The 23,440-nt window shown below is 47.4% G+C and carries 24 protein-coding genes; 1 reads left to right on the top strand and 23 read right to left on the bottom strand.

All coding sequences use genetic code 11. The annotated features are described in order from the left end of the window. Positions 1–50: 50 nt before the first annotated feature. Positions 51–1,109, bottom strand: coding sequence for a CobW family GTP-binding protein (locus tag AAIH57_RS01340; protein ID WP_430020284.1), 1,059 nt, complete (start codon positions 1,107–1,109; stop codon positions 51–53). A gap of 166 nt (positions 1,110–1,275) precedes the next feature. Here AAIH57_RS01340 and AAIH57_RS01335 point away from each other — a divergent pair, with 166 nt between their 5' ends. Next, the gene (locus tag AAIH57_RS01335) at positions 1,276–1,794 is read left to right on the top strand and encodes a MogA/MoaB family molybdenum cofactor biosynthesis protein (RefSeq protein WP_175395996.1); all 519 of its coding nucleotides are present in this window, start codon (positions 1,276–1,278) and stop codon (positions 1,792–1,794) included. Positions 1,795–1,877: 83 nt separating this feature from the next. Here the strand turns inward: AAIH57_RS01335 and AAIH57_RS01330 are convergent, their stop codons facing one another. The 22 genes from AAIH57_RS01330 to AAIH57_RS01225 form a co-directional block, all read right to left on the bottom strand. Next, positions 1,878–2,435, bottom strand: a complete 558-nt coding sequence (locus tag AAIH57_RS01330) for a hypothetical protein (RefSeq protein ID WP_430020283.1) — start codon at positions 2,433–2,435, stop codon at positions 1,878–1,880. Between the two features lie 78 nt (positions 2,436–2,513). Then, positions 2,514–3,533, bottom strand: a complete 1,020-nt coding sequence (locus tag AAIH57_RS01325; RefSeq protein ID WP_430020282.1) for an acryloyl-CoA reductase — start codon at positions 3,531–3,533, stop codon at positions 2,514–2,516. 36 nt (positions 3,534–3,569) lie between these two features. Then, entirely contained in the window at positions 3,570–3,992 is a 423-nt protein-coding gene (locus AAIH57_RS01320) for a hypothetical protein (RefSeq protein WP_430020281.1), read from the bottom strand. Between the two features lie 428 nt (positions 3,993–4,420). Further along, positions 4,421–5,875, bottom strand: coding sequence for a nicotinate phosphoribosyltransferase (locus AAIH57_RS01315; protein ID WP_430020280.1), 1,455 nt, complete (start codon positions 5,873–5,875; stop codon positions 4,421–4,423). Positions 5,876–6,037: 162 nt separating this feature from the next. Then, complete coding sequence (locus AAIH57_RS01310; protein WP_430020279.1) at positions 6,038–6,601, bottom strand: cysteine hydrolase family protein; 564 nt, start codon at positions 6,599–6,601, stop codon at positions 6,038–6,040. A gap of 65 nt (positions 6,602–6,666) precedes the next feature. Then, positions 6,667–7,470, bottom strand: coding sequence for an NUDIX hydrolase (locus AAIH57_RS01305; RefSeq protein ID WP_175396002.1), 804 nt, complete (start codon positions 7,468–7,470; stop codon positions 6,667–6,669). 79 nt (positions 7,471–7,549) lie between these two features. Continuing rightward, positions 7,550–7,954 carry a PaaI family thioesterase gene (locus AAIH57_RS01300; protein WP_175396003.1) on the bottom strand — a complete coding sequence of 135 codons (405 nt, stop codon included), beginning with the start codon at positions 7,952–7,954 and terminating at the stop codon, positions 7,550–7,552. 296 nt (positions 7,955–8,250) lie between these two features. Further along, positions 8,251–8,664 (bottom strand): RicAFT regulatory complex protein RicA family protein, encoded by a 414-nt coding sequence (locus AAIH57_RS01295; RefSeq protein WP_217506423.1) that lies wholly within the window; start codon positions 8,662–8,664, stop codon positions 8,251–8,253. A 265-nt stretch (positions 8,665–8,929) separates the two neighbouring features. Next, the gene (gene miaB, locus AAIH57_RS01290) at positions 8,930–10,486 is read right to left on the bottom strand and encodes a tRNA (N6-isopentenyl adenosine(37)-C2)-methylthiotransferase MiaB (protein ID WP_175396005.1); all 1,557 of its coding nucleotides are present in this window, start codon (positions 10,484–10,486) and stop codon (positions 8,930–8,932) included. 415 nt (positions 10,487–10,901) lie between these two features. Continuing rightward, positions 10,902–11,474: a phosphate propanoyltransferase gene (gene pduL, locus AAIH57_RS01285; protein WP_175396006.1), complete on the bottom strand. Its 573-nt coding sequence runs from the start codon at positions 11,472–11,474 to the stop codon at positions 10,902–10,904. A 197-nt stretch (positions 11,475–11,671) separates the two neighbouring features. Continuing rightward, positions 11,672–12,640 carry a dipeptidase gene (locus AAIH57_RS01280; RefSeq protein ID WP_430020278.1) on the bottom strand — a complete coding sequence of 323 codons (969 nt, stop codon included), beginning with the start codon at positions 12,638–12,640 and terminating at the stop codon, positions 11,672–11,674. A 103-nt stretch (positions 12,641–12,743) separates the two neighbouring features. Next, entirely contained in the window at positions 12,744–13,004 is a 261-nt protein-coding gene (locus AAIH57_RS01275; RefSeq protein ID WP_019005392.1) for a stage V sporulation protein S, read from the bottom strand. A 117-nt stretch (positions 13,005–13,121) separates the two neighbouring features. Continuing rightward, the gene (locus AAIH57_RS01270) at positions 13,122–13,916 is read right to left on the bottom strand and encodes a TIGR00282 family metallophosphoesterase (protein WP_175396008.1); all 795 of its coding nucleotides are present in this window, start codon (positions 13,914–13,916) and stop codon (positions 13,122–13,124) included. Positions 13,917–14,076: 160 nt separating this feature from the next. Beyond that, positions 14,077–15,615: a ribonuclease Y gene (gene rny, locus AAIH57_RS01265; RefSeq protein ID WP_175396009.1), complete on the bottom strand. Its 1,539-nt coding sequence runs from the start codon at positions 15,613–15,615 to the stop codon at positions 14,077–14,079. Between the two features lie 307 nt (positions 15,616–15,922). After that, positions 15,923–16,663 carry a regulatory protein RecX gene (locus AAIH57_RS01260; RefSeq protein ID WP_430020277.1) on the bottom strand — a complete coding sequence of 247 codons (741 nt, stop codon included), beginning with the start codon at positions 16,661–16,663 and terminating at the stop codon, positions 15,923–15,925. A gap of 253 nt (positions 16,664–16,916) precedes the next feature. Continuing rightward, positions 16,917–17,981 (bottom strand): recombinase RecA, encoded by a 1,065-nt coding sequence (recA, locus tag AAIH57_RS01255; protein ID WP_095358574.1) that lies wholly within the window; start codon positions 17,979–17,981, stop codon positions 16,917–16,919. Between the two features lie 238 nt (positions 17,982–18,219). After that, entirely contained in the window at positions 18,220–19,476 is a 1,257-nt protein-coding gene (locus tag AAIH57_RS01250) for a competence/damage-inducible protein A (protein ID WP_430020276.1), read from the bottom strand. Between the two features lie 108 nt (positions 19,477–19,584). Next, positions 19,585–20,172: a CDP-diacylglycerol--glycerol-3-phosphate 3-phosphatidyltransferase gene (pgsA, locus tag AAIH57_RS01245; protein ID WP_175396012.1), complete on the bottom strand. Its 588-nt coding sequence runs from the start codon at positions 20,170–20,172 to the stop codon at positions 19,585–19,587. A gap of 325 nt (positions 20,173–20,497) precedes the next feature. Next, entirely contained in the window at positions 20,498–20,989 is a 492-nt protein-coding gene (locus AAIH57_RS01240) for a YajQ family cyclic di-GMP-binding protein (RefSeq protein ID WP_175396013.1), read from the bottom strand. Between the two features lie 151 nt (positions 20,990–21,140). After that, the gene (locus AAIH57_RS01235) at positions 21,141–21,305 is read right to left on the bottom strand and encodes a hypothetical protein (RefSeq protein ID WP_167350848.1); all 165 of its coding nucleotides are present in this window, start codon (positions 21,303–21,305) and stop codon (positions 21,141–21,143) included. Between the two features lie 74 nt (positions 21,306–21,379). Further along, complete coding sequence (locus AAIH57_RS01230) at positions 21,380–22,438, bottom strand: helix-turn-helix domain-containing protein (RefSeq protein WP_175396014.1); 1,059 nt, start codon at positions 22,436–22,438, stop codon at positions 21,380–21,382. A gap of 64 nt (positions 22,439–22,502) precedes the next feature. Continuing rightward, complete coding sequence (locus AAIH57_RS01225) at positions 22,503–23,270, bottom strand: DUF3388 domain-containing protein (RefSeq protein WP_095287700.1); 768 nt, start codon at positions 23,268–23,270, stop codon at positions 22,503–22,505. Positions 23,271–23,440 lie beyond the last annotated feature (170 nt).

Genomic DNA, 23,440 nt, shown 5'->3' with positions numbered 1-23,440 from the left:
CAAAGTTTGCTATGCTTCTTAATACCCAGTCTGGAGGAACCTTGAATCAATTACGCTTGATTTATCGCTTCCATTTCCATCAATTGCTTACGAATGACAGCTTGGTCAAAATGCTCGCCTATAAACACAGCCACATTGGGCACGTCCCCCTGAGGGGTGATTTTCATATAATCCGATTCCCGATAAGCATACTGAAACCAGAAACGGCTCGCCGTATCACTAAAGGAAAGAATGCCCTTCGCCCGGTATACATCCCGGGGCAGTCCGGCTACAAAACGCTCAAAAGCTTCACTGTTCACTGGCTGGCTAAAATAATGCGTATAGACCATGACATGCTCATGTGAAGCATGGGGAGCGTGAGGTTCATGGTGTTGTCCGTGATCATGGCTGCATCCATGTTCTGTATAAGCATCGGTATGGACGTGCTCCGCTGAAATCTCCCGTTTATCCGATTCAGCAGCAGCCTGATAAGCGTGTACTCCAGCTCCGCTTTGAAGCAGCAGGTCCATGTCAACCTCACATCGCACAGCTTGGATCACAGGGGCAAAGCCATTCCATTTTGTCAGCAGCTGCCGCAAATCACTTATTTCCTGCTCGTTGACTCTGTCTGTTTTGTTCAAAATCAAGATTGAGGCACAACGAATTTGCTCCTGCATCAACTTAAACGTCTGCCCCTTCTGTTCCTGATACAGGCCTGACAGATGTGCCGCGTCTACAACAGTAATCAGGCTTTTCAGTTCAAGACGCATATATAACGACGTTTCCGTTACCGCATCCAGAATTTCCATCGGGTTGGCCGCTCCCGTAGCTTCAATGATAATGACGTCCGGTGACTCCTCCCGAACCAGATCAGCAAGCTGAATGCCCAGGTCACCTCTTACGGTACAGCAGATGCAGCCGCCCAGCATTTCGGTCATCGGTACTTCGGCATCCACAACCTGACCATCCAGGTTGACCTCACCGAGCTCATTCATGACCACTGCTGGCCGCAAGCCTGCTTGCTGCCAATGTTCAATCAACTGCACCAGCAGTGTCGTTTTGCCACTTCCCAGAAAGCCTGACAATATATATACAGGTATGGATTGTTCTTTTTCACTTGTTATGCTCATTGCTAAACACCTCTCTGGCTGACCATTGTATGGGTCGTTCTATATCTAGCGAGTGTACACTATCCTGCATTCTTTACGCAATATCGATCTATTCTTCCACAGTACATTGCCTGAAGCTGCTGAATGGTCTATGCTATGGAGAAATGTGGATAGAGGAGGGAGTTTCATGACCACTTCAGTGGAACAGCATCGTCAGGAAGCGCCGGACAAGGTCTCCTGCATGATTGTCACCGTATCGGATACCCGCACCAAGGATACGGATACCAGCGGACAACTTATGCATCAACTGCTGACTGAAGCAGGATATCAAATTGTAGAATATATCATTACACCGGATGAAACCGAGCGCATCCGTACCATTCTGCAGGATGCAGCTGTTCGAGATGATATTGAAGCCGTACTGCTCAGCGGTGGAACCGGGATCGCTCCCAGAGATACAACGTATGAGGCTGTATCCTCTCTGCTCGACAAAGAACTGCCCGGCTTCGGTGAAATTTTCCGTTTTCTCAGCTATACGGAGGATATCGGTTCAGCTGCCATTTTAAGCAGGGCCGTGGCCGGAACGATTGGACGCACTGCGATCTTCTCCATGCCAGGTTCCAGAGGCGCGGTCAAGCTGGCCATGGAAAAGATTATTTTGCCAGAGCTGCGCCATGTTATGCGTGAAATATACAAACCCGTCTGAATGATCAGACGGGTTTGTCGTTTTCTACGGATTTATTTAATCCCATTAAATGAAATTGTTTTACTCCATTTTGACTTTACCCCTCAATTCAACTGGTTCAGGACATGATGGAATACTTCAGATACCTGTCCTTCATAGATGTCCTTCTCCCCGCCTGAGGCGGTATACACAAGTGATACATATCCTTTGCTTCGAATCGCCGTTTTGCCAAGTACATTTTCAATGACAGCCTGGTCGCCAGAATTACCATACATTTCTTTCATCCGTGCGGCCCGGGTGTCCACATCACTGAAAATGTGAACCTTCACAATATGCCGGCCACTTCCATTCAACAGATACATATAGGAGATCCCGCCTTCACCGTCATCAGCAGACATATTGTTCATCAATTTGATGTCTCTTGCGGCAAAAGCTTTATCTAACTCCCGAATCAACGGACCGTTTAACCCGTGTCCCTGACTCTGGGCTCTCATGTTCCCTTCTTTCGTTGCTTGCCCGCTGTACACTTTCCGTTCCTGCTGGGCCGCCTCGGTAGAACAGGCAACAAGTAATCCGATACACAACACGATCATGCAACCTGCAAATAAGGACCCCGCGCGCCGACCACTTTTCACTTGCGTCCCTTTTCTTCCAACACGCATGCTCTTCCTTCCTTTCCCCGCCACTTCGTGGATCGTGGCAATCTTAGGTAGAGTTAGCATGTCTAGGAGAAAAGGATCTTATTCGGCCGGTACGTCTCCCATTGTATTAACGACGGTACGACCGACCGCACCACCCTGTAGAATGTTTTCCAATGTGTGAGGCAGCTGTGCCCAAGAGATCTCCTGAATACCCAGCTCCAGCGCACGATCCGGCTTCCATTCCCCGCCAAGCAAGTTCCACAAGCGTTCCCGCCGCTCCATTGGGCAGTACACCGAATCGATACCAATCAACTGTACGCCACGTATGATAAACGGAAACACTGTTGATTCAAACTTGGATCCAGCTGTTAATCCGGATACGGCAGCTGCGCCTCCATATTGAATCTGTTTCAGACGCTCCGCCATGGCTGGACCAGCTGTAGGGTCTACAACTCCTGCCCACAACTGTTTACCCATAGCCCCCTTGGCGGGTGCATCTGCTTCTTCCCGTGAAATAACCTGTGAGGCACCCAGATCTGTAAGCAGCTTCTCCTGCTCTTCCTTCTTACCCGTGCTGGCCGTCACTTCAAAACCGAGCTTAGCCAAAATGGCCACGGCCATGCTTCCAACCCCACCTGTTGCTCCCGTAACCAAAACTTTGCCCATTTCCGGTGTTACTCCAGCCCGAAGCAAAGCGTCCACCGAGAGTGCTGCCGTAAAGCCGGCCGTACCGATTGCCATCGCCTCTTTCTCACTGAGACCTGGTGGCAGAGGCACAAGCCATTCACTGCGCAGGCGAGCGTATCGGCTGTAGCCTCCAAAATGAGACACACCTGGCTCAAAGCCTGTGCTAATAACACGATCTCCTGGTGCGAATCGTCCACTTACGGATTCTTCGACCGTACCTGCAAGGTCGATCCCGGGTACCATGGGATACTCACGAACCACACCGCCTTTTTCAATGGTCGCGAGTCCGTCTTTATAATTGACACTGGAATACTGTACTTGTACAGTAACATCTCCATTAGGCAGATCTTCTTTTTTCAGCTGCTCTACAGCTGCCTTAACCCCGCCCTGTTCATCGTTTCGTACCACGTACGCCGGAAAAGTAGTCTCCATGTATATCCTCTCCTTATGTTTAGTGATTATCTGATCTCAAATGGTACTTCTTCTATCCACAATCAGGTACAAGAGTGGCCCAATCAGAGGGATCAGACCAATGAAGGCCCAAATACGCGATCTGCGGCTGAATACGGAATCCCTGAATAATGCAATCACCGAGAGCAGCGTCAGCAGGACAAAATCGTCATCATATGGATAAAGGAAGATTTGTCTGAATGCTTCCATATATACAGCAGAATTACCTTGAGTAAATCCATAGAAAGCTGTACCCACGTTCAGCAATAAAAGTATACCATGAGTCAGTTTGTGTCCTGCAATCCGATGAATTCCAGACCTACGGTGATTGCCAAAGTGGACAATTTTATATCCCGAACTACTCCTTCTTGGTGATGGTAACGCGTAATAAGGCAGCAGTGCAAAAGCTCCCAGGCCAAAAGACAGCAGCACAAACGGCAAACAGGCACTCGGCTATCACGTTCGTTTGCGGGTGTTTTTAACAAGAGACAGGTGAGACCTCCTCCATTGTTTCATCCCCCGAGGCTGCATGCTTGAAACAAAAACAGCCGATTAGAAAACTCCTGCTACGGATAGCCCTATTTAATTTTCACTACATCCACCACGTGGGCGTGCAGATTCTCCATTTCAGAAAGATGCTGAATTTTGACGTCTTATGCGGTTTCCCGAGAAATAATTATGCCCTTGTTCAGGTGAAAGTCAGTCTTCAACGCTTAGTATACTGCGCTTCATGACCTGTCTGTCCATGAGATTTGACACATCCGCTGAAACCCAATGGACTGCACCTGGATGATACCAAACAAATGAGCCGGGACAAAACCAAAAAAGCATAACCCGGTAATACATACCGATTATGCCCTCTTGGTTTATCATTCCTCCGTGGATTGTACGTGCTCAGCAATCAGCTTCTGCTTCATATTCCATGCAGCCGGGCTGATATTGACACGGTAAATCTCCGGATTGAGTTTACGCAGATACTCTGGCCAGAAGAGGTCCATCTGTTCCCGGTGATAACTGCGGATCTCATCCAGGGTAGGCAGTTCATACACCTTGAACCCATTTACAAAGATCGGCTCCAGCATATTTACCGCTTCGTAGCGGGTAACCGTCTTCTTGAGATACGGGTGTAGCGGGTTGAACAGCTTGAGCGGACCGCCCTGAAGCGGCTGCTCTTCTCCTGGATAGCAGATATAGTCTGCAATCGCTTTGCCATGTTTCGGATCAATGATCCGGAAAACTTCTTTTTTACCTGGAGTGGAGACTTTTTCGGGATTGGCCGAAATTTTGATCGTTGGCAGCATGGCACCATCCACTTCACGCTCCACCAGTTTGTATACCCCACCTAGAGAAGGCTGGTCGGATGCCGTGATCAGCTGTGTACCCACACCCCATGTATCGATGCGAGCACCCTGAGCTTTCAGGTTGAAGATCGTGTTCTCATCCAGATCATTGGACGCAACAATTTTAACGTAATCGAGTCCTGCTTCATCCAGCATTTGACGTGCCTGAATGGACAAGTAGGCGAGGTCCCCGCTATCCAGACGGATGGCGTTCATTTTTTTGCCTTGGCTTTCAAGCATCTTGGCCGTCTTGATCGCATGTGGTACTCCACTGTTCAATGTATCAAACGTATCCACGAGCAAAGTCACCTGATCAGGCAGAACCTTCGCATAGACGTCAAACGCCTCCTGCTCACTCATGAAGCTCTGTACCCAGGAATGTGCATGCGTCCCCGCTGTTGGGATGCCAAAACGCTCTCCTGCGAGCATGTTGGACGTTGCATGGAATCCCGCGACATACGATGCCCGAGCACCCCATATGGCCGCATCCGCTTCCTGAGCCCGTCGTGTTCCGAATTCAAGCAGCGTATCCTGGCTGGCCACCTGTTTGATCCGTGAAGCTTTTGTTGCAATCAATGTCTGATAATTCATGAAGTTAAGTATCGCCGTCTCCACCAGTTGCGTCTCCATAATGGAGCCCTCTACCCGAATGAGCGGTTCGTCAGGGAAAACAAGTGCTCCTTCTTTCATGGAATGAATCGTCCCCTGAAATGAAAACTGGAGCAACTCTTCCAGAAAAACAGGATCATAATTTTCCTCTTGTTTGGATAAATATTTGATGTCTTCCAGCGTGAATCGAAGCTGGCTGATGTAATTCACAATCCGTTCCAATCCGGCAAATACGGCATAGCCGTTACCAAAAGGAAGCTTGCGGAAATAGGCCTCAAACACCGCTTTCCGTTTGTGAGTTCCATTCACCCAGTGCGCATACATCATATTGATCTGATATTTATCCGTATGTAAAGCCAGGCTAGTCGTCTGCATTTGTCTCATCCTCTCTGACTTCCGCTCGTGACACAGGTATTCCTGTGCATACGGGTCAACATGTGGAGACTCCTCATAATGAATCTGCATATTGCGGAATATATGAGTTCTCCGGATTATTCGTATTTACCATATTTATCGACAACATCACTGAATCCCAGGCTAAGCCTGCGCAAGAACGGTCTCACTTGCCTTGATTACCTGAGCTCCCAGGCTGGATCGAAAATGTCCAAGTGCCCACTCATGTCCCTGCTGGTTAAAGCTGGCAACGGCATCTTCGTATACCGTGATGTGAAAACCTTTGTTGTAAGCATCCACTGCCGTATGCAATACACAAATATCCGTACATACCCCGATCAGTGCGATGTCTGTAATTCCACGCTCGCGCAATCTGAGTTCCAGGTCTGTTCCACAGAATGCGCTGTATCTTGTTTTGTCCATCCACCGTATGTCCTCATGCCGCTCTTCCATCACCTGAGCCAAACGACCATATAGCTGCCTTCCTTCGGTGCCTCTAATGTTATGTGGCGGGAAAAGAGCAGTTTCCGGATGATACGGATCACTCTCTTCATGCAAATCAACCGCCATGATGACCTCATGGTTGTTATTGCAATAGGCTTCCGTTATCGCGGCAACGGTTTCCTCTATCTCAACCGCTGGCTGGCCTACAGGCAAGGATCCGGTCACAAAATCACGGGTGAAATCAATCACAATCAGTGCTTTCATCGTCCACACTCCCTTTTGAGAATAGGTTGATCCAGATACACTCCAATAATGATAAACTTCCGAAATTAAGTATAGATCGACAGACGAGGTACAAGTTCCGTAAACCGATAGAGCTGTGCCGGACGTTGCGAATACTGATTGGAACTTAGCAGGTTCCCCTCTTCATCCCGTACCTCTTCAACAATCCCTTTGCGGCTGCGGGTGGAAGTGATTTTCCGAATAAAATTAGGTTCTTCAAAATCAGGCACGACACTTTGAATCACCTGGTATAATTCGCTTAGTGTAAAATCGCGGGGCAGAAACTGCCGCGCAATTGTCGTTTCCAGCATTTGCTGCTGAATGCGGCGGTAGGCATCCTCAATAATTGTCCTGTGATCAAAGGCAAGCTCCAACTCCTGCAATGCTTCCTGAATGGTAAACAGCCCCACATCTTCAGCATCATCCGCCGCTTGGCGGTGTTCGAGCATCCATTCTTCTACGAGCGCAAAAAACGCATGAGAGATAATCCATCCCCTCGGGTCACGCCCAGGTTGGCTATATACATTCAGGTACTCCAGATGCCCGCCGTCGACACCGGTCTCCTCCATCAGCTCTCGCTTCGCAGCATCATAGATGGACTCATTTTCCTGACAAAATCCACCGGGCAAAGCCCAGCGTCCCGCAAAAGGCCACCCTTTGCGCTTAATCAGCATCACTTTGAGTTCGCGAATGGGAAGTGTCTTGGTTACCGTCTTGCGTTCCCTCTTGGTTAAGGTAAACATCACAATATCCGCAGGAACGCCATCGGGAGTACGATATTTTTTGGAACTGTAGGCACGAGCTGCCTGTTCATCGTTCTCATCATTAACGTGTTCGTAGTTTTCGCTCATGGGCACCACCGACTACTTTCATTTTGATAATCTCATTATGACATAATAATATCGTTTGTCAACCTTTGGATTGCGTGCTTTACGTTTTTGGCCGTGCTACACGGAACGTGGCTGTTGCCATACATCCCAGTGTGCCTGATGCATCACGGATCTCCGATTGGGCTGTAATACTCCGTCCTGCTTGGTGCAGCACCGTAGCTGTGACCATTAGTTCACCCTGTTTCATCGGAGCGAGAAAATGTACATTTAGATTGGTCGTGACACAGCTGTCCACTTCCATCGCTGCTGTAGCCACCATTCCCATCGCTTGATCCATCAGGGAAGTGAGCACACCGCCGTGGATAATCCCCATGGAATTGGTATGATGTTCGCCAGCCGTCAATGCAATTTGCACTTCCTTTTCATCACCTTTTATATAACGACAACCCAGGAAACCCCAGAACCGTCCATTTCCCTCTTCAACCATTTTATCCAGAATACCCATTATCCATTTCCCCTTTGTTGCACATAAAAGTTGTCTGACCAGTTGTTGTTCATATTCTAACCTACCTGTTGCTGACTCTGCGGAGTACCGTTTCACTCACCAAGATGACAGTTTCTATTAAGCCTGTGCTTGCAAGCCTGGTCTTATTCCTTTGTGCGTATTTGTCAGCACTGTGCCCGCGCAAAATAACCCCACTGCGTGGAGCTTCCTTCGAAGTGTATTTCAAAGTCGATTGCGTGAGCTCCTTGTTCTATAAGTCAAAAAAGGCGCGGACTGCGTCCACACCCTTTTGTCCATTAACCGCAGCTGGTCGGAGGTGAATCCGTGCCTGCCTCCACATTCACTTTCTCTGAAACGGTATCCCGAATAACGGAGATGACCAGTTGAAGCAGGTAGTTGATGTCGCTTTGACTTTGCTGGAATTCTGTTACCAGTGGGATGCTGTCCAGTTCGTCCTGCAAATCTTCAATCTCCTGTTCAATTTTGCTGACCATCTCTGCGTTTTTGAAGCTCTCGAAGGCTACGATCTCCTTCTGTTTTTTCTTGATGGTTGCAATCAATTGCTGGATACGCTCATGATCGCGAATTTTGGACTCAGCCTGTTGGAACTGTTTTACTTCCTCGCTTGTGCCGAGCATATCAGCCAACTCTTTGGCTTTTCCCATAATGTCGTCGCGTATGACCAGATTGCGCGTATCGTAGGTAGGCATTCCATAATGGTTGTACTGCACTTCTTCCTGCGCCACTGAAATCGCTCCATTTCTATGAGATGATATAAGATGAATTATCTATTTTCGCACCAGCCGCTCCGATTACAGTGCCATCTTTCAATCGCTGTTATCCCCGGATTTTCTAATTATGTTTCATAGGGTAAAATCCGGTTATAAAGGCGAACGCTACGCTTTTCCAGATTGGCACTGCACTCTCCGCTAAGTGCAAAACGCATACTCCATCTTATTAGGTTGTGTTTGTGTATTACTGATTGGCAGCTACCGGCTCGGTGAGCAGGTTGCCACGGATATAGAAAGTCATCGGATCGGTAATTTCCACGTTCACAAATGTACCAATCAATTCTTTGGGTCCTTCAAAATGCACCAGTTTATTACTGCGTGTACGTCCTGCCAGGACGTTGGAATTCCGCTTGCTCTCACCCTCGACGAGCACTTCAACGATCTTGCCACGCTGCTGCTCATTGCTTCTGTGGCTGTATTCGTTAATGGTTTCGTTCAAGCGTTTCAAACGTTCCTTCTTCACTTCCATTGGAACATTGTCCTCCATGACAGCTGCCGGCGTACCTTCACGCGGGGAGTAGATAAATGTGTAGGCAAAGTCATAGCCTACTTCACGAACCAGGGACAATGTATCTTCAAACTGTTCATCGGTCTCACCTGGAAAACCAACGATAATGTCTGTTGTCAGTACAACATCCGGGATGGCTGTTTTAATTTTCTCTGCCAGCTTGAGATAGTGTTCACGACTGTATTTACGGCTCATGCGTTTCAGCACTTCCGTGCTGCCTGACTGTACCGGCAGGTGGATATGCTCCACCAAGTTTCCACCCTTGGCCAATACTTCGATCAAACGATCATCGAAATCTCGTGGATGACTGGTTGTAAACCGCACTCGCGGAATGTCAATTTTGCGGATATCGTCCATCAGGTCACCAAAGCTGTATTGGAGATCCGTGAAATCCTTGCCATAAGCATTAACATTCTGTCCAAGCAATGTGATCTCCTTGAATCCCTGCCTTGCCAATTCCCGAACCTCGGCAATAACATCTTCCGGCCTGCGGCTGCGTTCTTTGCCCCGCGTAAACGGTACGATGCAATATGTACAGAACTTGTCACAGCCATACATAATATTCACCCAGCCGCGCATGCCCTCACGTTTCTTCGGCAGGTTCTCGATAATGTCGCCTTCTTTGGACCATACCTCAACAACCATTTCCTTGCTGAAGAGTGCTTCCTGAATCAAATGAGGCAGCCGGTGAACGTTATGGGTACCAAAAATCATGTCCACGAAACCATGCTTCTGCATGATCCGGTTCACGACGCCCTCTTCCTGCGACATGCATCCGCACACTCCGAGGAGCAGTCCTGGACGTTCCGTCTTCAGTGTTTTGAGGTGACCCAGCTCACCAAATACTTTATCTTCCGCATTTTCCCGGATGGCACATGTGTTCAGCAAAATGATGTCTGCCTCTTTGCGGTCCTCCGTTGCCTGATAACCCATGGATTCAAGCAGTCCCTTAATGGTTTCGGAGTCATGCTCGTTCATCTGACAGCCATACGTGTACACGATATAGTGTTTGCCTTTACCGATCGTTTTCAGTTCATCGGGTACTGCATTCTCATAGAGCACCTGAACGTCTTCCTTGCCCCGTTGTTTCTCCTGACGATGATTCGGCTCTGACTTGATATTGATCTCACGGCCCCGAATTCGAATCTTTTTGCTGAATTCATCTTGCGAAATTACTTTGGCATCGGAGAAATCAAAATATTGGGAGTAATCCTTTTTTGAGTCTTTAGCCATTTCCTTCGGTCACTCCTTACAGCCTCTATTAATAAAAAAGTTTCAAGTTCTACAAACGACACTCTGCATATCGCAGTTGTTTATTCGGTCAATATGAGTGAGTGGCAACAGCTTTGGAAAAGGTCACTATCTCATATTTGAAAATCCGTTATCTCACTTTGGTTGGTATCGATTCCGTGGAATATACACCAAAAGAGCATTACATCAAATTATAACATGAACTGGGCCGTAATTCCACTTTCAAAGCTGCCAGTTCATTTGACATTGAACAGTATGAATCCCACTACAAAACAACCCAAAATACACAAAAACCCGAGCACAACCCTGGGCTGTGTCTAAACAGCTCTCATGGATGTACTCAGGTTTGTTAAGTCAATCCAACCGAAGGATTTCGGCTGAATGTTGTTTCACTCGATTAGTCGATGATTTCAGCAGTGTCGCCGTTACGAGCGCCAGCTGCATTGGCTTCATCCGTATCGATATGCATGTCCAATGCGAAGGAGTCGGATACACGAGCCAGTACATTTTCAAGTACAAGACCACGATCTCCACCCAGGCGAACTTTCAGCATTTGTTTGTCCTCGATACCCCATTTCGCAGCATCGGAAGTGTGGAAGTGGATATGACGTGCAGCAACGATAACGCCTTTGTCAATCGTAACTTCACCTGCAGGTCCTTTGATTGTAATGCCAGGTGTACCTTCAATGCTTCCGGACTCGCGCACAGGTGCCTTAACGCCAATGGCAAAAGAGTCTGTCATCGAGATTTCCAGTTGTGTTTCAGGACGTACAGGTCCGAGGATACGCACTTTATCAAACTGTCCTTTGGAACCAATTACCGCTACAGTTTCGTTCGCAGCATATTGACCAGGTTGGGACAGAGGTTTAAACTCAGTCAATTCATAGCCTTTGCCAAACAAAATTTCAACGTGCTCTTGAGATACATGAATGTGACGGGCAGATACGCCCACTGGTACTGTTTTAGTCATCGTGAATTTCACTCCTTGTTTATCTATGGCCTGCGATCGGCCTCTTAACAATCCAATGGTATTATACCCCTTTTTGACGCAAAATGAAAACGTACTGGTGAAAATTCATGAAATACACTTAATTTCCAAGGAGCCGTATCCTTATTCTGTAAAATAACTTTATAGAACTCTACTGCTCCAGCTAAGGAACATGGTATTTATTTCAGGTTGCCCTCAGGCAGATTTTTCCTGAGATAATTCATAGCATTATTCCACATCCAGCCGCGTACTAGCTTTTCGTCGTAGTGCTTGAGAAGAGTTTCAATCAGCTTCGGATACTGACCTGGGTGCTCAAGACCTTGAATATACGTTGGTATTCCATCAAAATCAGAGCCCATCATCAGATGATGCTCCCCGCCCAGAGAACAGACCTGTTCAATATGAGGCAGCAAATGTTCGATCCTCACTTCGCCTTCCTGCTTCACAAACCAAGGAACAAACGTCAGCCCGATGCGCCCATCCCTTGCAATGATTGCACGAATCTGATCGTCCTTCAGATTGCGCACATTTGGACATACCGAATAACTGTTGGAATGAGAAGCAATAAAAGGTCGCTCACTCAGCTCTGCAAGTTCCCAGAACCCCTTCTCCGTCAAATGTGACACATCCAGCAGCATCCCGATCCGATTGCACAGGTGAACCAGTTCCCTGCCCCTCTCCGTCAGTCCGGCTCCACGCTTCTCCAACACGCCGTCCGCTGCCCAATTGGCATAGTTCCAGGTAAGCCCCACAACCCGTACACCCATCTGGTAACAAAGCTCAAGATAAAACAGGTTGCCTTCGAGCCCATCCACTCCCTCCAGTGTTAGCAGACCCCAAGGATTAGCCGTTTGACCTATTTGAGCTACCTGCTCCCGCCATAACAACGTATGAGTACCGCTAGGCCGTCCACTGCTTCTCTCCACACGTTTGCGATAAACCTCCAGCTGACCAACGATATGTTCAAACTTGCCCTTACCAAGCACTTCGGGCAGATAGATGGCAAATGCCTGCAATCCTACATTGCCTTCCTTGATCCGCTGCAGATTCACATCCAGTGCTGAGTCATCCTCAAATGAAAGAGCAGGCTGCATCAACATTTTGCTCAATGCATCACAGTGATAATCGGCTACACGCCACTCGGCCATGGTTAACCCTCCCTATGTAATTCTTTGGAACTTGTTCTTCCTAATGCAGAATGCAAAAAAACCTGTCTACTCCGTAAACAGGTTCAATGCATAAGTACATGTATTATCTGGGCTCCACAATCAGCTTAATGGCCGTTCGGTCCTCACCGTCTATCACAATGTCTGTAAAAGCTGGAATACAAATCAAGTCAACTCCGCTTGGTGCTACAAATCCCCGGGCTATCGCTACCGCTTTAATGGCTTGGTTCAGTGCTCCCGCTCCAATGGCCTGCAGTTCAGCATTTCCACGTTCACGAAGAACTCCTGCAAGTGCGCCGGCTACGGAATTGGGATTGGACTTTGCTGAAACTTTTAATACTTCCATGGTAAGTACCTCCCTGGGAATGTTGAATGTTTGTTTCCACTTACTAGATGTTATTCGCGGGAGGTAAAAAAATTCCTTCTTTTTAGACGGGTTTCCTTGCAAAATGGGGCAATCCCCCTATTCCATGCGCCACTCGTCTTCCATCAGGCGGATTTTTTCAATTTTTGTAGCGGCCCCTGTGGACTCATCAATCTCTACAAACACGCCATGGAAATGCCATTTGCCATCATCCACTACAAATCGTACCGGCAGCTGGGTGTAGAATTTCCGCAGTACCGCTTCGCGCTCCATGCCAAGGATGCCGTCACGCGGTCCGACCATGCCCGCATCCGTTAAGTATGCTGTCCCACCAGGCAAAATCCGGTCATCATTACTTTGTACATGCGTATGTGTTCCTACTACCAGCGAGGCACGTCCATCCAGATGCCAGCCCATCGCAATCTTCTCGGAAGTTGCCTCGGCATGCATATCCACAAGGATGCATTTGTGATTCTGACGCAGCTCATCAACAATCTCATCCGCCACGCGGAATGGGCAATCGAGTGCAGGCAAAAACGTACGACCTTGCAGGTTTACGATGGCCAGCTCTTTACCTTCACCTTTAACCACCGTGTATCCTCTGCCTGGAGTTCCTGGTGGAAAGTTCGCAGGTCTGATCATGCGCGGTTCATCATCTATAAAATCAAAAATGTCCTTATTATCCCAAGTATGGTTACCAAGAGTAATCCCGTGCACCCCCCAGTTGAAGAATTCATTGGCAATAGCCCCCGTGATTCCACGGCCCGCTGCTGCATTCTCGCCATTTACAATAACCACATGTGGCTTATATTTCGTTTTCAGATATGGCAAATTTTCTTTCAAAGCCTTACGCCCTACGTTGCCTACAATATCACCGATAAACAGTACTTTCATTGCATTGCCTCCTTAATTCCCCGCAAGCTTGCTTTATTTAGCCAGCACTTAAGCATTTGCAGGGTCCCTATCCCGTCAGATCTTTTTTTTAAAATCGCCCGTTACCGGGCTATCAACAGGAAAAGTGGCCCCAATACAGCGGCCACTTTTCCGTAAAGCTCTATTTTGCGTATTCAACCGCCCGGGTTTCCCGGATGACGGTGACTTTGATATGACCTGGATAATCGAGTTCATTCTCAATCATCTTCGTAATGTCACGTGCGAGACGGAATGCTTCGGCATCATCAATTTTCTCAGGCTGTACCATAACGCGAACTTCGCGTCCGGCCTGAATGGCATACGATTTCTCGACACCTTCGAACGATTCCGAAATTTCTTCCAGTTTCTCCAGTCGTTTGATATACGTTTCCAGTGTTTCGCGGCGTGCACCCGGTCTTGCTGCAGACAGCGCATCTGCTGCGCCAACCAGCATGGCAATGACCGAAGTTGCTTCGCAATCCCCGTGATGGGACGCGATACTGTTGATTACTACCGGATGTTCTTTATATTTCTTCGCCAGCTCCACGCCGATTTCAACGTGTGATCCTTCCACTTCGTGATCCAGCGCTTTACCGATGTCATGCAATAGGCCTGCACGTCTTGCAAGTGTAACGTCTTCTCCGAGTTCGCCAGCCATCAATCCAGCCAGATAAGCGACTTCCATCGAATGTTTCAAGACGTTCTGGCCGTAGCTTGTACGGAACTTCAACCGGCCCAAAATTTTGATCAGGTCCGGATGCAGACCATGCACGCCCACTTCAAAGGTAGCTTGCTCACCGTATTCACGGATGCGCTCATCCACTTCTTTGCGGGATTTCTCCACCATCTCTTCAATGCGTGCCGGGTGAATGCGTCCGTCAGCCACCAGTTTTTCCAGGGCAGTACGGGCAATCTCACGACGGATCGGGTCAAAGCCCGACAGAATAACCGCTTCTGGCGTATCATCGATAATAAGGTCAATCCCGGTTAGGGTTTCAAGCGCACGGATGTTACGTCCTTCACGACCGATAATCCGGCCTTTCATTTCTTCATTAGGCAAGGTTACAACAGATACCGTTGTCTCTGCCACATGATCCGCTGCACAGCGTTGAATAGCAAGTGTAATAATTTCGCGGGATTTCTTGTCCGCCTCTTCCTTCGCCTGCTGTTCAATGTCCTTGATCATTTGAGCCGTCTCGTGACGAACTTCCTGTTCTACGTTGGACAGTATGATACTGCGTGCATCTTCCATGGTGAGGTTGGATATACGCTCCAGTTCCGTCACCTGATTTTTGTAAATCATTTCGATCTGCTGCTGTGTCTCATCAATTCGCTTCTCTTTGTTAGCCACTTGCTCTTCTTTACGTTCGAGTGATTCCATCTTTTTATCCAGCGACTCTTCTTTTTGCAACAATCGTCTTTCTTGTCGTTGAATTTCATTCCGACGTTCACGAGTGTCTTTTTCAGCTTCGGCCCGAATGCGATGAATCTCATCCTTCGCTTCCAGCACCGTCTCTTTCTTCTGTGCTTCTGCCTCTTTCTTCGCGTTCTCAACGATCTGTACGGCAGCTTGTTCCGCACTGGAGATTTTAGCCTCTGCAAGAGATTTGCGAATAAAATATCCTACTCCGAACCCAATGAATAGCGCGGCAACAACGAGAACGATCGTGATTGCAATCATACTGTTCACCTCCTCGTTGGTTCCTCCAAGGCATTCCTTGGGTCAATTTGCTGTTTTCAAGTCATACATATGTTTGGGAATAACGATACCTACGGCGATCCCCCGCCGATTTTCATTTCAAGTGTACATGTTACCACGTACTATTCGCCATCTTCAGCGAACCCATAATCATGAAGGTTAAATCCTAAGAAACCGAAACCGCTTTTTTGGAAGGAAAAAGGGTTGTCCATTTCTTACAGACTCATGTCCATTTTAGTATTTGACGAAAGAAATTGTCAAGAGAATGCAACACACTGTGTACTCTCTGTTAATCCCATGACAACAACTCGTCGTCTTCAGGATCTTCTGCTTCATCTTCTTCAATTAAACAATTTACGACTTTGCGTACCATATCCATAGGAAACCCGCGCCGCATCAGGAAAGGAAGCGTTTTGCGTTTCTTCTCCGAAATGTCTCCTTTGACCTGATTCCATTTCTTTCGTCCAGCGGTCAAAGCTGTTTCAAACTCCGCATCCGTACTTACACCTTCAAGTGCTTCAACGATGAGTTCATTGGCAATGCCCTTTTGACGCAGCTCTTGCCTTATCCACAGTTTTCCCTTCCTCTGTCCTGTCATACGCTGTCTTGTCCATTCCTTCGCAAACCCTTCATCGTCTACGAGCTTCTCCTGCTCAAGCCGATCCAGCACCTCTTCAATCAACGGTGCAGCGAATTCCTTTTGACGCAGCCGCTGGCTTAATTCATACCTTGTACGCTGTTTGTGCTCCAGATAGCGCAGAGCCTGCACATAGGTTTGCTGGCGCTCATCCGCTATTATAATTTCCTCCAGGTCCTTCTTTACAAACGTGTTGCCACGGGTCATTCGATATTTGATCATTACATCTTCAAGTACAGTAATTGAGTACAAACCAAACGTGATTCGGTAACGAGCTTGCCTGCTCTTTGTTCGTTCTACCCGTGTAATGGTAAGTTCTTCGTTGTCCGGGAATTGGGAGATTCCCTCCAGCTCTGCTTTATCATACAAATCATCATCATCGTGTTGATCCATTCAGGTCTCCCCTTCCACATTGTTCGTTATCTGTTTATGCAGAAACTAACCAAATACAAAAAGCCGGGAACCAAGCCCGGCCACATCACTCTCAATAGGCGTGCTAACAGCCCCTGTCCTTCTGGACAGAGGCCTTTAAACAGCGCACGAATATACGCCTTACCCCTTGCAAGATCGAGCCAAGCTCAATCCAGACAAGTTCGGGAGGCTCCAGAAGACAAAACGTATTCCGGGGCCACCCTGCCAGGAAGGATTACTCGTTGATTTCAAACAATTCTTGTTCTTCTGCTTCTTCTTTTTGTTGATCTTCGCTCGTTGGAGCTGGAACAACCGTCGTCAGATTGCTTGCTTCACGGATTTTTTGCTCAATAACTTGTGCAATCTCTTTATGCTCTTTCATGAACTGCTTCGCATTTTCACGACCTTGGCCCAGACGTTCACCCTCGTAAGAATACCAAGCACCACTTTTATTAACGATATCCAGTTCTGTACCAATATCAATGATACTACCTTCTCTGGAAATCCCTTCACCGTACATGATATCTACTTCAGCCTGTTTGAATGGCGGCGCAACTTTGTTTTTCACAACTTTTACGCGAGTACGGTTACCAATAATGTCATTGCCTGATTTAATACTCTCAATACGACGAACATCCAGACGAACGGTAGAGTAGAATTTCAAGGCACGTCCACCAGGTGTTGTCTCTGGGTTACCAAACATTACCCCAACTTTTTCACGAAGTTGGTTGATGAAGATGGCAATCGTTTTGGATTTGCTGATTGCCCCGGAAAGTTTACGCAGTGCCTGGGACATCAGACGTGCTTGCAAACCAACGTGGGAATCCCCCATCTCGCCTTCAATCTCAGCTTTTGGTACCAATGCTGCTACAGAGTCAACAACGATAATATCAACAGCGCCACTGCGCACAAGTGCTTCAGCAATTTCCAGCGCCTGCTCACCCGTATCAGGCTGGGACAAAAGCAATTCATCGATGTTAACGCCCAGTTTACTTGCATACTGGGGATCCAGTGCGTGCTCGGCATCGATAAATGCAGCTTGTCCACCGACTCTTTGCACTTCAGCAATCGCATGCAATGCCACAGTTGTTTTACCTGAAGATTCAGGTCCATATATTTCAACAATCCGGCCTTTTGGCAAGCCGCCTGTTCCTAGTGCTATATCCAGAGCTAAAGATCCGCTGGGTATGATTTCCACTTGCATGTGAGTTGACTCACCCAGTTTCATGATAGATCCTTTACCAAATTGCTTCTCTATTTGACGGAGCGCCATATCAAGCGCGGCACGACGGTCTGACAATATGCTCACACCCTTTACTGTTTATAAGATAATGATACCTTGTTTTAACACGTTTGCCAAGCTTTTTTTCGAACATACATTCGTTTTTTTTGTGAAGGCCGAGGCGCCTCTTCCTGGGCGAAACTTGCAATGAAACAGAAAAAAGAACCGCAAATAAGGCTGAAATGCCTGATTCTACGGTTCTTCCGTCTGTTTAGATTATACTTCATACTGCCTGCAAAAGCAATTCAGTGTCCAACTAGTCCACAGCAATGAGCTTGCGCCATAAACGGTACAAAATGGCTTTGGTCGAACGGATGCGGACCGTCTCCCGATTTCCGTTGATACGCAGTTCGTGGATCTCCGTCTCTTTTCCCCGCTCAGCCAGAGCGATAAAAACGAGTCCTGGGGGCTTGCGTTCCGAATAACCAGGACCTGCTACACCTGTAACCGACAGACCAAAATCGGAATCACCGATCATGCGTACCTGCTCAGCCAAAACTTTGGCCACTTCAGGACTCACAGCCCCGGGAGCCTCCTCACCTTCCAGATAATCATGAGGAACATTCAGCAGCTTTTCCTTTATTTCGTTGGAATAACATACAATTCCGCCTTTGAGCATGGACGCACTGCCAGGAACCGATGTCAGACTTTGCATGACAAGCCCTCCTGTACAGCTCTCAGCCGCGCTAAGGGTCAGACCCATATCAGCCATCATCGTCACGATTGTGTACTCTATAGGCACATCCTCGTTCGCGTAGAGGTGTTCTGGCAACCGCTCCCTGATTAGTACCTCCATTGCATCCAGTTTCTGCTTGGCCTCATTTTCACTCGGCGCCTTGGTGGAAACCCGTACTGTCACTTCTCCCTCACTAGCATAGGGAGCGATCGTCGGGTCAGTTTGACTATCGATCAGATCAAGCAGACGGTCTTCCAAGGCCGACTCGCCGATCCCTGCGAACTTCAACATTCTCGAATAGATGGGCATTTCATTCGTAAGCACGTGCTGGAACAGCCAAGGTTTGACCTCCTGCTCAAACATGGGGATCAACTCTTTCGGCGGCCCAGGCATGACAATATAATGTTTGCCATTGTCCGTAATGGCGTTCCCTGCTGCAAGACCCGTTTCATTAGCAAGCGGGGTTCCCCCCTCAACCACGATGGCCTGGCGCCGATTGTTCTCAGTCATCTCCACATTGCGATCCCTGAAGAAACTTTCGATCTTATCCATCGCCATCCGATCAGTATGCAGATTGCGCCCCAAAACTGCTGCTATCGCGTCCTTGGTCAAATCATCCTGTGTAGGTCCGATGCCGCCAGAGAACAAAATGACATCCGCACGTCCCTGGGCAATTCGAATGGCTTCACTGAGACGGTTCAGATTGTCCCCCACTACAGTTTGAAAATAAACATCAATACCGATAGCTGCCAGTTCGCGGGATAGATATCTGGCATTTGTATTCACGATCTGCCCCAGCAGCAACTCTGTTCCGACTGCGATAATTTCTGCCTTCATTCAGCATCCTCCTGTGCACAATGTGAGTGATCAAAGGGCAATAGGATGTTTTCCTATTGCCCTTTGCGCAAGCTGTTCTTCATAAATTACCCGTTTGACCTCAAACGGTTACGCTTTTGATAAATTAAGCAAATTTTTGTTTTTGATAAAATAGTCAACACCTGACCAGATCGTAATAAGAGCTGCCGCCCAAACAGCAATAACATCAACTTGAATTCCCGTGTAGGAGAATGGGAAGTTATTAAGCAGCAGCAATACAATGGCGATGATTTGCACCACCGTTTTCAGCTTGCCCCAGCTGCTGGCCGCAACAACCGATCCATCCAGCAAAGCAATTTGGCGAAGCCCCGTAACCGCAAACTCCCGACTGATAATAACAACAGCGATCCATGAGTCCAGCTTGCCCATCTCAACAAGTGAAATGAGCACTGCAGTCACAAGCAGCTTGTCTGCCAGCGGATCAAGCAATTTGCCCAAATTGGTGACCATATTGTTTTTCCGTGCCAGATATCCATCAATTCCATCCGTACTGGCTGCAATGACAAATATAATGGCAGCGACCAGCTGATTGTATGGAAGCGATAAACTTCCAATCTGCAAAGGCTCCGGATAAAATGGAAAGTCCACGAGCAGAAACACCATCAAAAAAGGGATTAAGCAAATTCGTGCAAGCGTAATCCGGTTGGGTAAATTCACAAGACGCCCTCCCTCTTATCCTCCAATACTCCAAACAATCATCTTAATCCCGTATCCATCATCCGGAAGGTGAACATTTACAGTTTCACTGCGTACACCACTGCTCTCATATGTAAAAACGCAAAAAATAAAGTCAACCGTTCAAACGCAAAAACCGTTTTAAACGTTCCGGCGACTTCCAGAAGATGTACTGCTTTTCACAAAGTCAGCAAAACGATGATGACTGGGCTTTTATGCTTGTTTGCTAGCAATGCACACTTAGTATAATATACGGCAATTGCAGTGTCAAAACACGTTTTCCCACCACAAAGCGCGCATAACAAATTTATTTGAAATTGGTATATTGCAAATCAAGAGGCAAATTGGCACCATTCAAAAGCTGCATTACGGCCTGCAAATCATTTTTACTCTTACCAGTTACCCGGAGCTGATCTCCTTGAATCTGACTCTTCACCTTCATTTTGGAGTCCCGGATCAGAATATTGATCTTTTTGGCGATATCCTGGTCAATCCCTTGTTTAAAATTTAAACGCTGACGGACTGTCCCCGATGAAGCTGGCTCCACTTTGCCATAGTCAATGTTTTTGAGCGGCAGGTTCCGCTTCGCCATTTTGGATTGTAGTACATCAATAACAGCCTTAAGTTTGGTCTCATCATCGGATACGATCGTCAACGCATCCTTGTCCAATTTCAAACTGCTTTTGCTTCCCTTAAAATCGTAACGTGTGCCGATTTCCTTCTCCGTTTGTGTAACGGCATTCGTTAATTCCTGCAAGTCCATTTTGGACACGATATCGAACGAATTTTCTGAACTCAAACTGGTCACCCTTTCAATTAATCATTTGTTCTGTGTAACATTATAGAGGATTCGCCACGGAAAAGTCTAATTTTAAAGGGCTGATGGAACGAAAAAAGCATTTTTGGCCACCACTTTCGCAGTAGCCAAAAATGCTTTTACGCACAGCAATCTAATATCGGCTGCGGTTGGGCTGTCTGAACATGTCAAGCACACCCAAAAGGACATGCGCAAGTCCAAAACCCAGAATTCCATAACCCCAAGCGCTTGGAGTCAAATAATACCCCAGGAGGCTGACAATGATACCCAAACCTGTGACGATCCAGCTTACTGTCATAGCCTTCCCACCTCGCTTTACCGAAAGTTAACTGCAAGTGAAAACAACCTTATTGTCCCCAGCAGTTAAAGCCCTTATTCGCTGCCTGTGCCAGAGCCTTCGTTTCCTGCTCCTGATCCTTCAGCAGAGCCTCCGTTCGTTTCGGTAGATGTGCTTGTACTTTCATCTCCCAATTGAAGACGAATCCGGTTTGTAGCCTTCCCATCCGTTACCACTTGCCCGCCAACCTCAATGGTCGTGGCCGCAGCATATCCGGATTTAATGTACAATCCAGTACTATCCAGATCAAAAGACATACTGTCTCCATCGGCTGTCATACCAAATTGCAGTTTTTCCCCGCTTGAATTTTCACCTTTATACACTTCAAGCCAGCTCTGGCCCGAAGCATTAATGGTAACCTTAACCGGTTTCCCTGCACTTCCATTTACTTTGAAATTAGTAATATTACCGGATTTACCATCTTCGGCAACCACTACAGCTCCGGCATTATCCGTATTTTCTTCATCTTCGGTACCATCTGGTGTTTGTTCATCCGTTTGACCTTCAGGATCCGTCTGATCCGTGACATCGGTACCACCACCATTGCCGCCTGCTTCCCCGTCGCCTTGCCCAGTTTCTTCCCCACCCGCTTCATTCGTCGGTGGAGTCGATGCCTGACCATTGTCCGTTGTCTCATCAGGTTGATCATTTGGTTGCTGCTGACTGTCTGTAATTTTGGTTTGGTCCACGCCTTGAGTATCTGCATCATCTTTGTTCATGACCACATACACGTACAGCAGGGCAACAATCAGAATCGGAAATGTCCACATTAACGCTACGGACATCCAGCGATTACTCCGCTCCACCGGACGACTCGAACGCTTTTGGATCACGGGCTCCATGGTTGCTTCCGTTTCCTCTGCCGGTACATCTTTTTTGTGCCCCTCCAGCAGCTCATCAGGGTTCAGTCCCACCGTTTCCGCATAGGTTTTAATGAAAGCTCGCACATAAAAACTGCCAGGCAGCACCTTATAGTCCCCAGCCTCTATTGCTTCCAGATACCTCTTGCGAATTTTAGTCATTTCCTGTACATCATCGAGACTCATCCCTTTTTGCAGCCGGGCCTCTCTTAACTGCTGACCCAGTTCAGACATGCCATCTCCTCCTTATTTTTTCTCTTTAGTTGTTTCTATCTATTCCATGATCCCGTACGGAGCCTTACAGTTCATCGGTGTAGCTGGCCGTAAACGTATCATAAATAATTTCTTCGTTTGGATTGTTCCGAAGTTCAATAATAATATCAAAATCATTATAGTCATATTCCGATTCCTGCACAAAAATATCAGGATGCTCAATGACTTTGGTGCTCGGCATCGTCATAATATCCTGCAATAAGTTATAATGCCGTTCACTTGAACGAATTGTACTTACAATACCATCAATGATAAATACATTGTTTGGGTTCATTTCGTCCTCGGAGAGCTGACTCCTTATCGTTTGACGAAGCAAGGTCGACGAAACAAACGTCCATCGTTTCATCGCACAGACACTGCCCGCGATAATCGATTCCGTTTTGCCGACCCGCGGCATTCCCCTTAAGCCAATCACCTGATTGCCTTCCCTTTTAAATACTTCACCCAAAAAGTCTACCAATAACCCAAGTTCATCCCTTGTGAAACGAAAAGTTTTGCGGTCGTCCGAATCGCGGTCAATATAACGGCCATGACGCACGGCCAAAATATCCACCAGTTTGGGTTGACGCAAAGCCGACACGGTGATGCTGTTCACCTTTGCAAGCATTTCACCGAGCAAACGGATCTTTTCATCGTCATCGGATTCGAGCAGCATGCCCCGGGTTTTGCCTTCCACACCGTTAATGGTCAATATATTCACTTCAAGCATCCCCAGCATGGAGGCAATATCCCCCAGCAAACCAGGTCTGTTCTTATGTATTTTATATTCCATGTACCATTGTTTAGATTCCATTTAAACACCCCGTAATGCATTATTCCACATTATTCGACAGCAGCAGAACGTGTCCACAGGACAACGAACTGAGACATCTTCTAAAAATGGGTCACGTTAATGATATATAAAATGAAAATGAATTACAAGAACAGGTCTGTAATCATTAGAGAAAAGCCCCCTTGCGGGAG

This window comes from Paenibacillus sp. MABNR03, from assembly GCF_050455445.1.
Taxonomy (GTDB): domain Bacteria; phylum Bacillota; class Bacilli; order Paenibacillales; family Paenibacillaceae; genus Paenibacillus; species Paenibacillus xylanilyticus.
The sequence above is the reverse complement of the archived record's forward strand: the minus strand, read 5'-3'. Positions and strand labels throughout refer to the sequence as shown.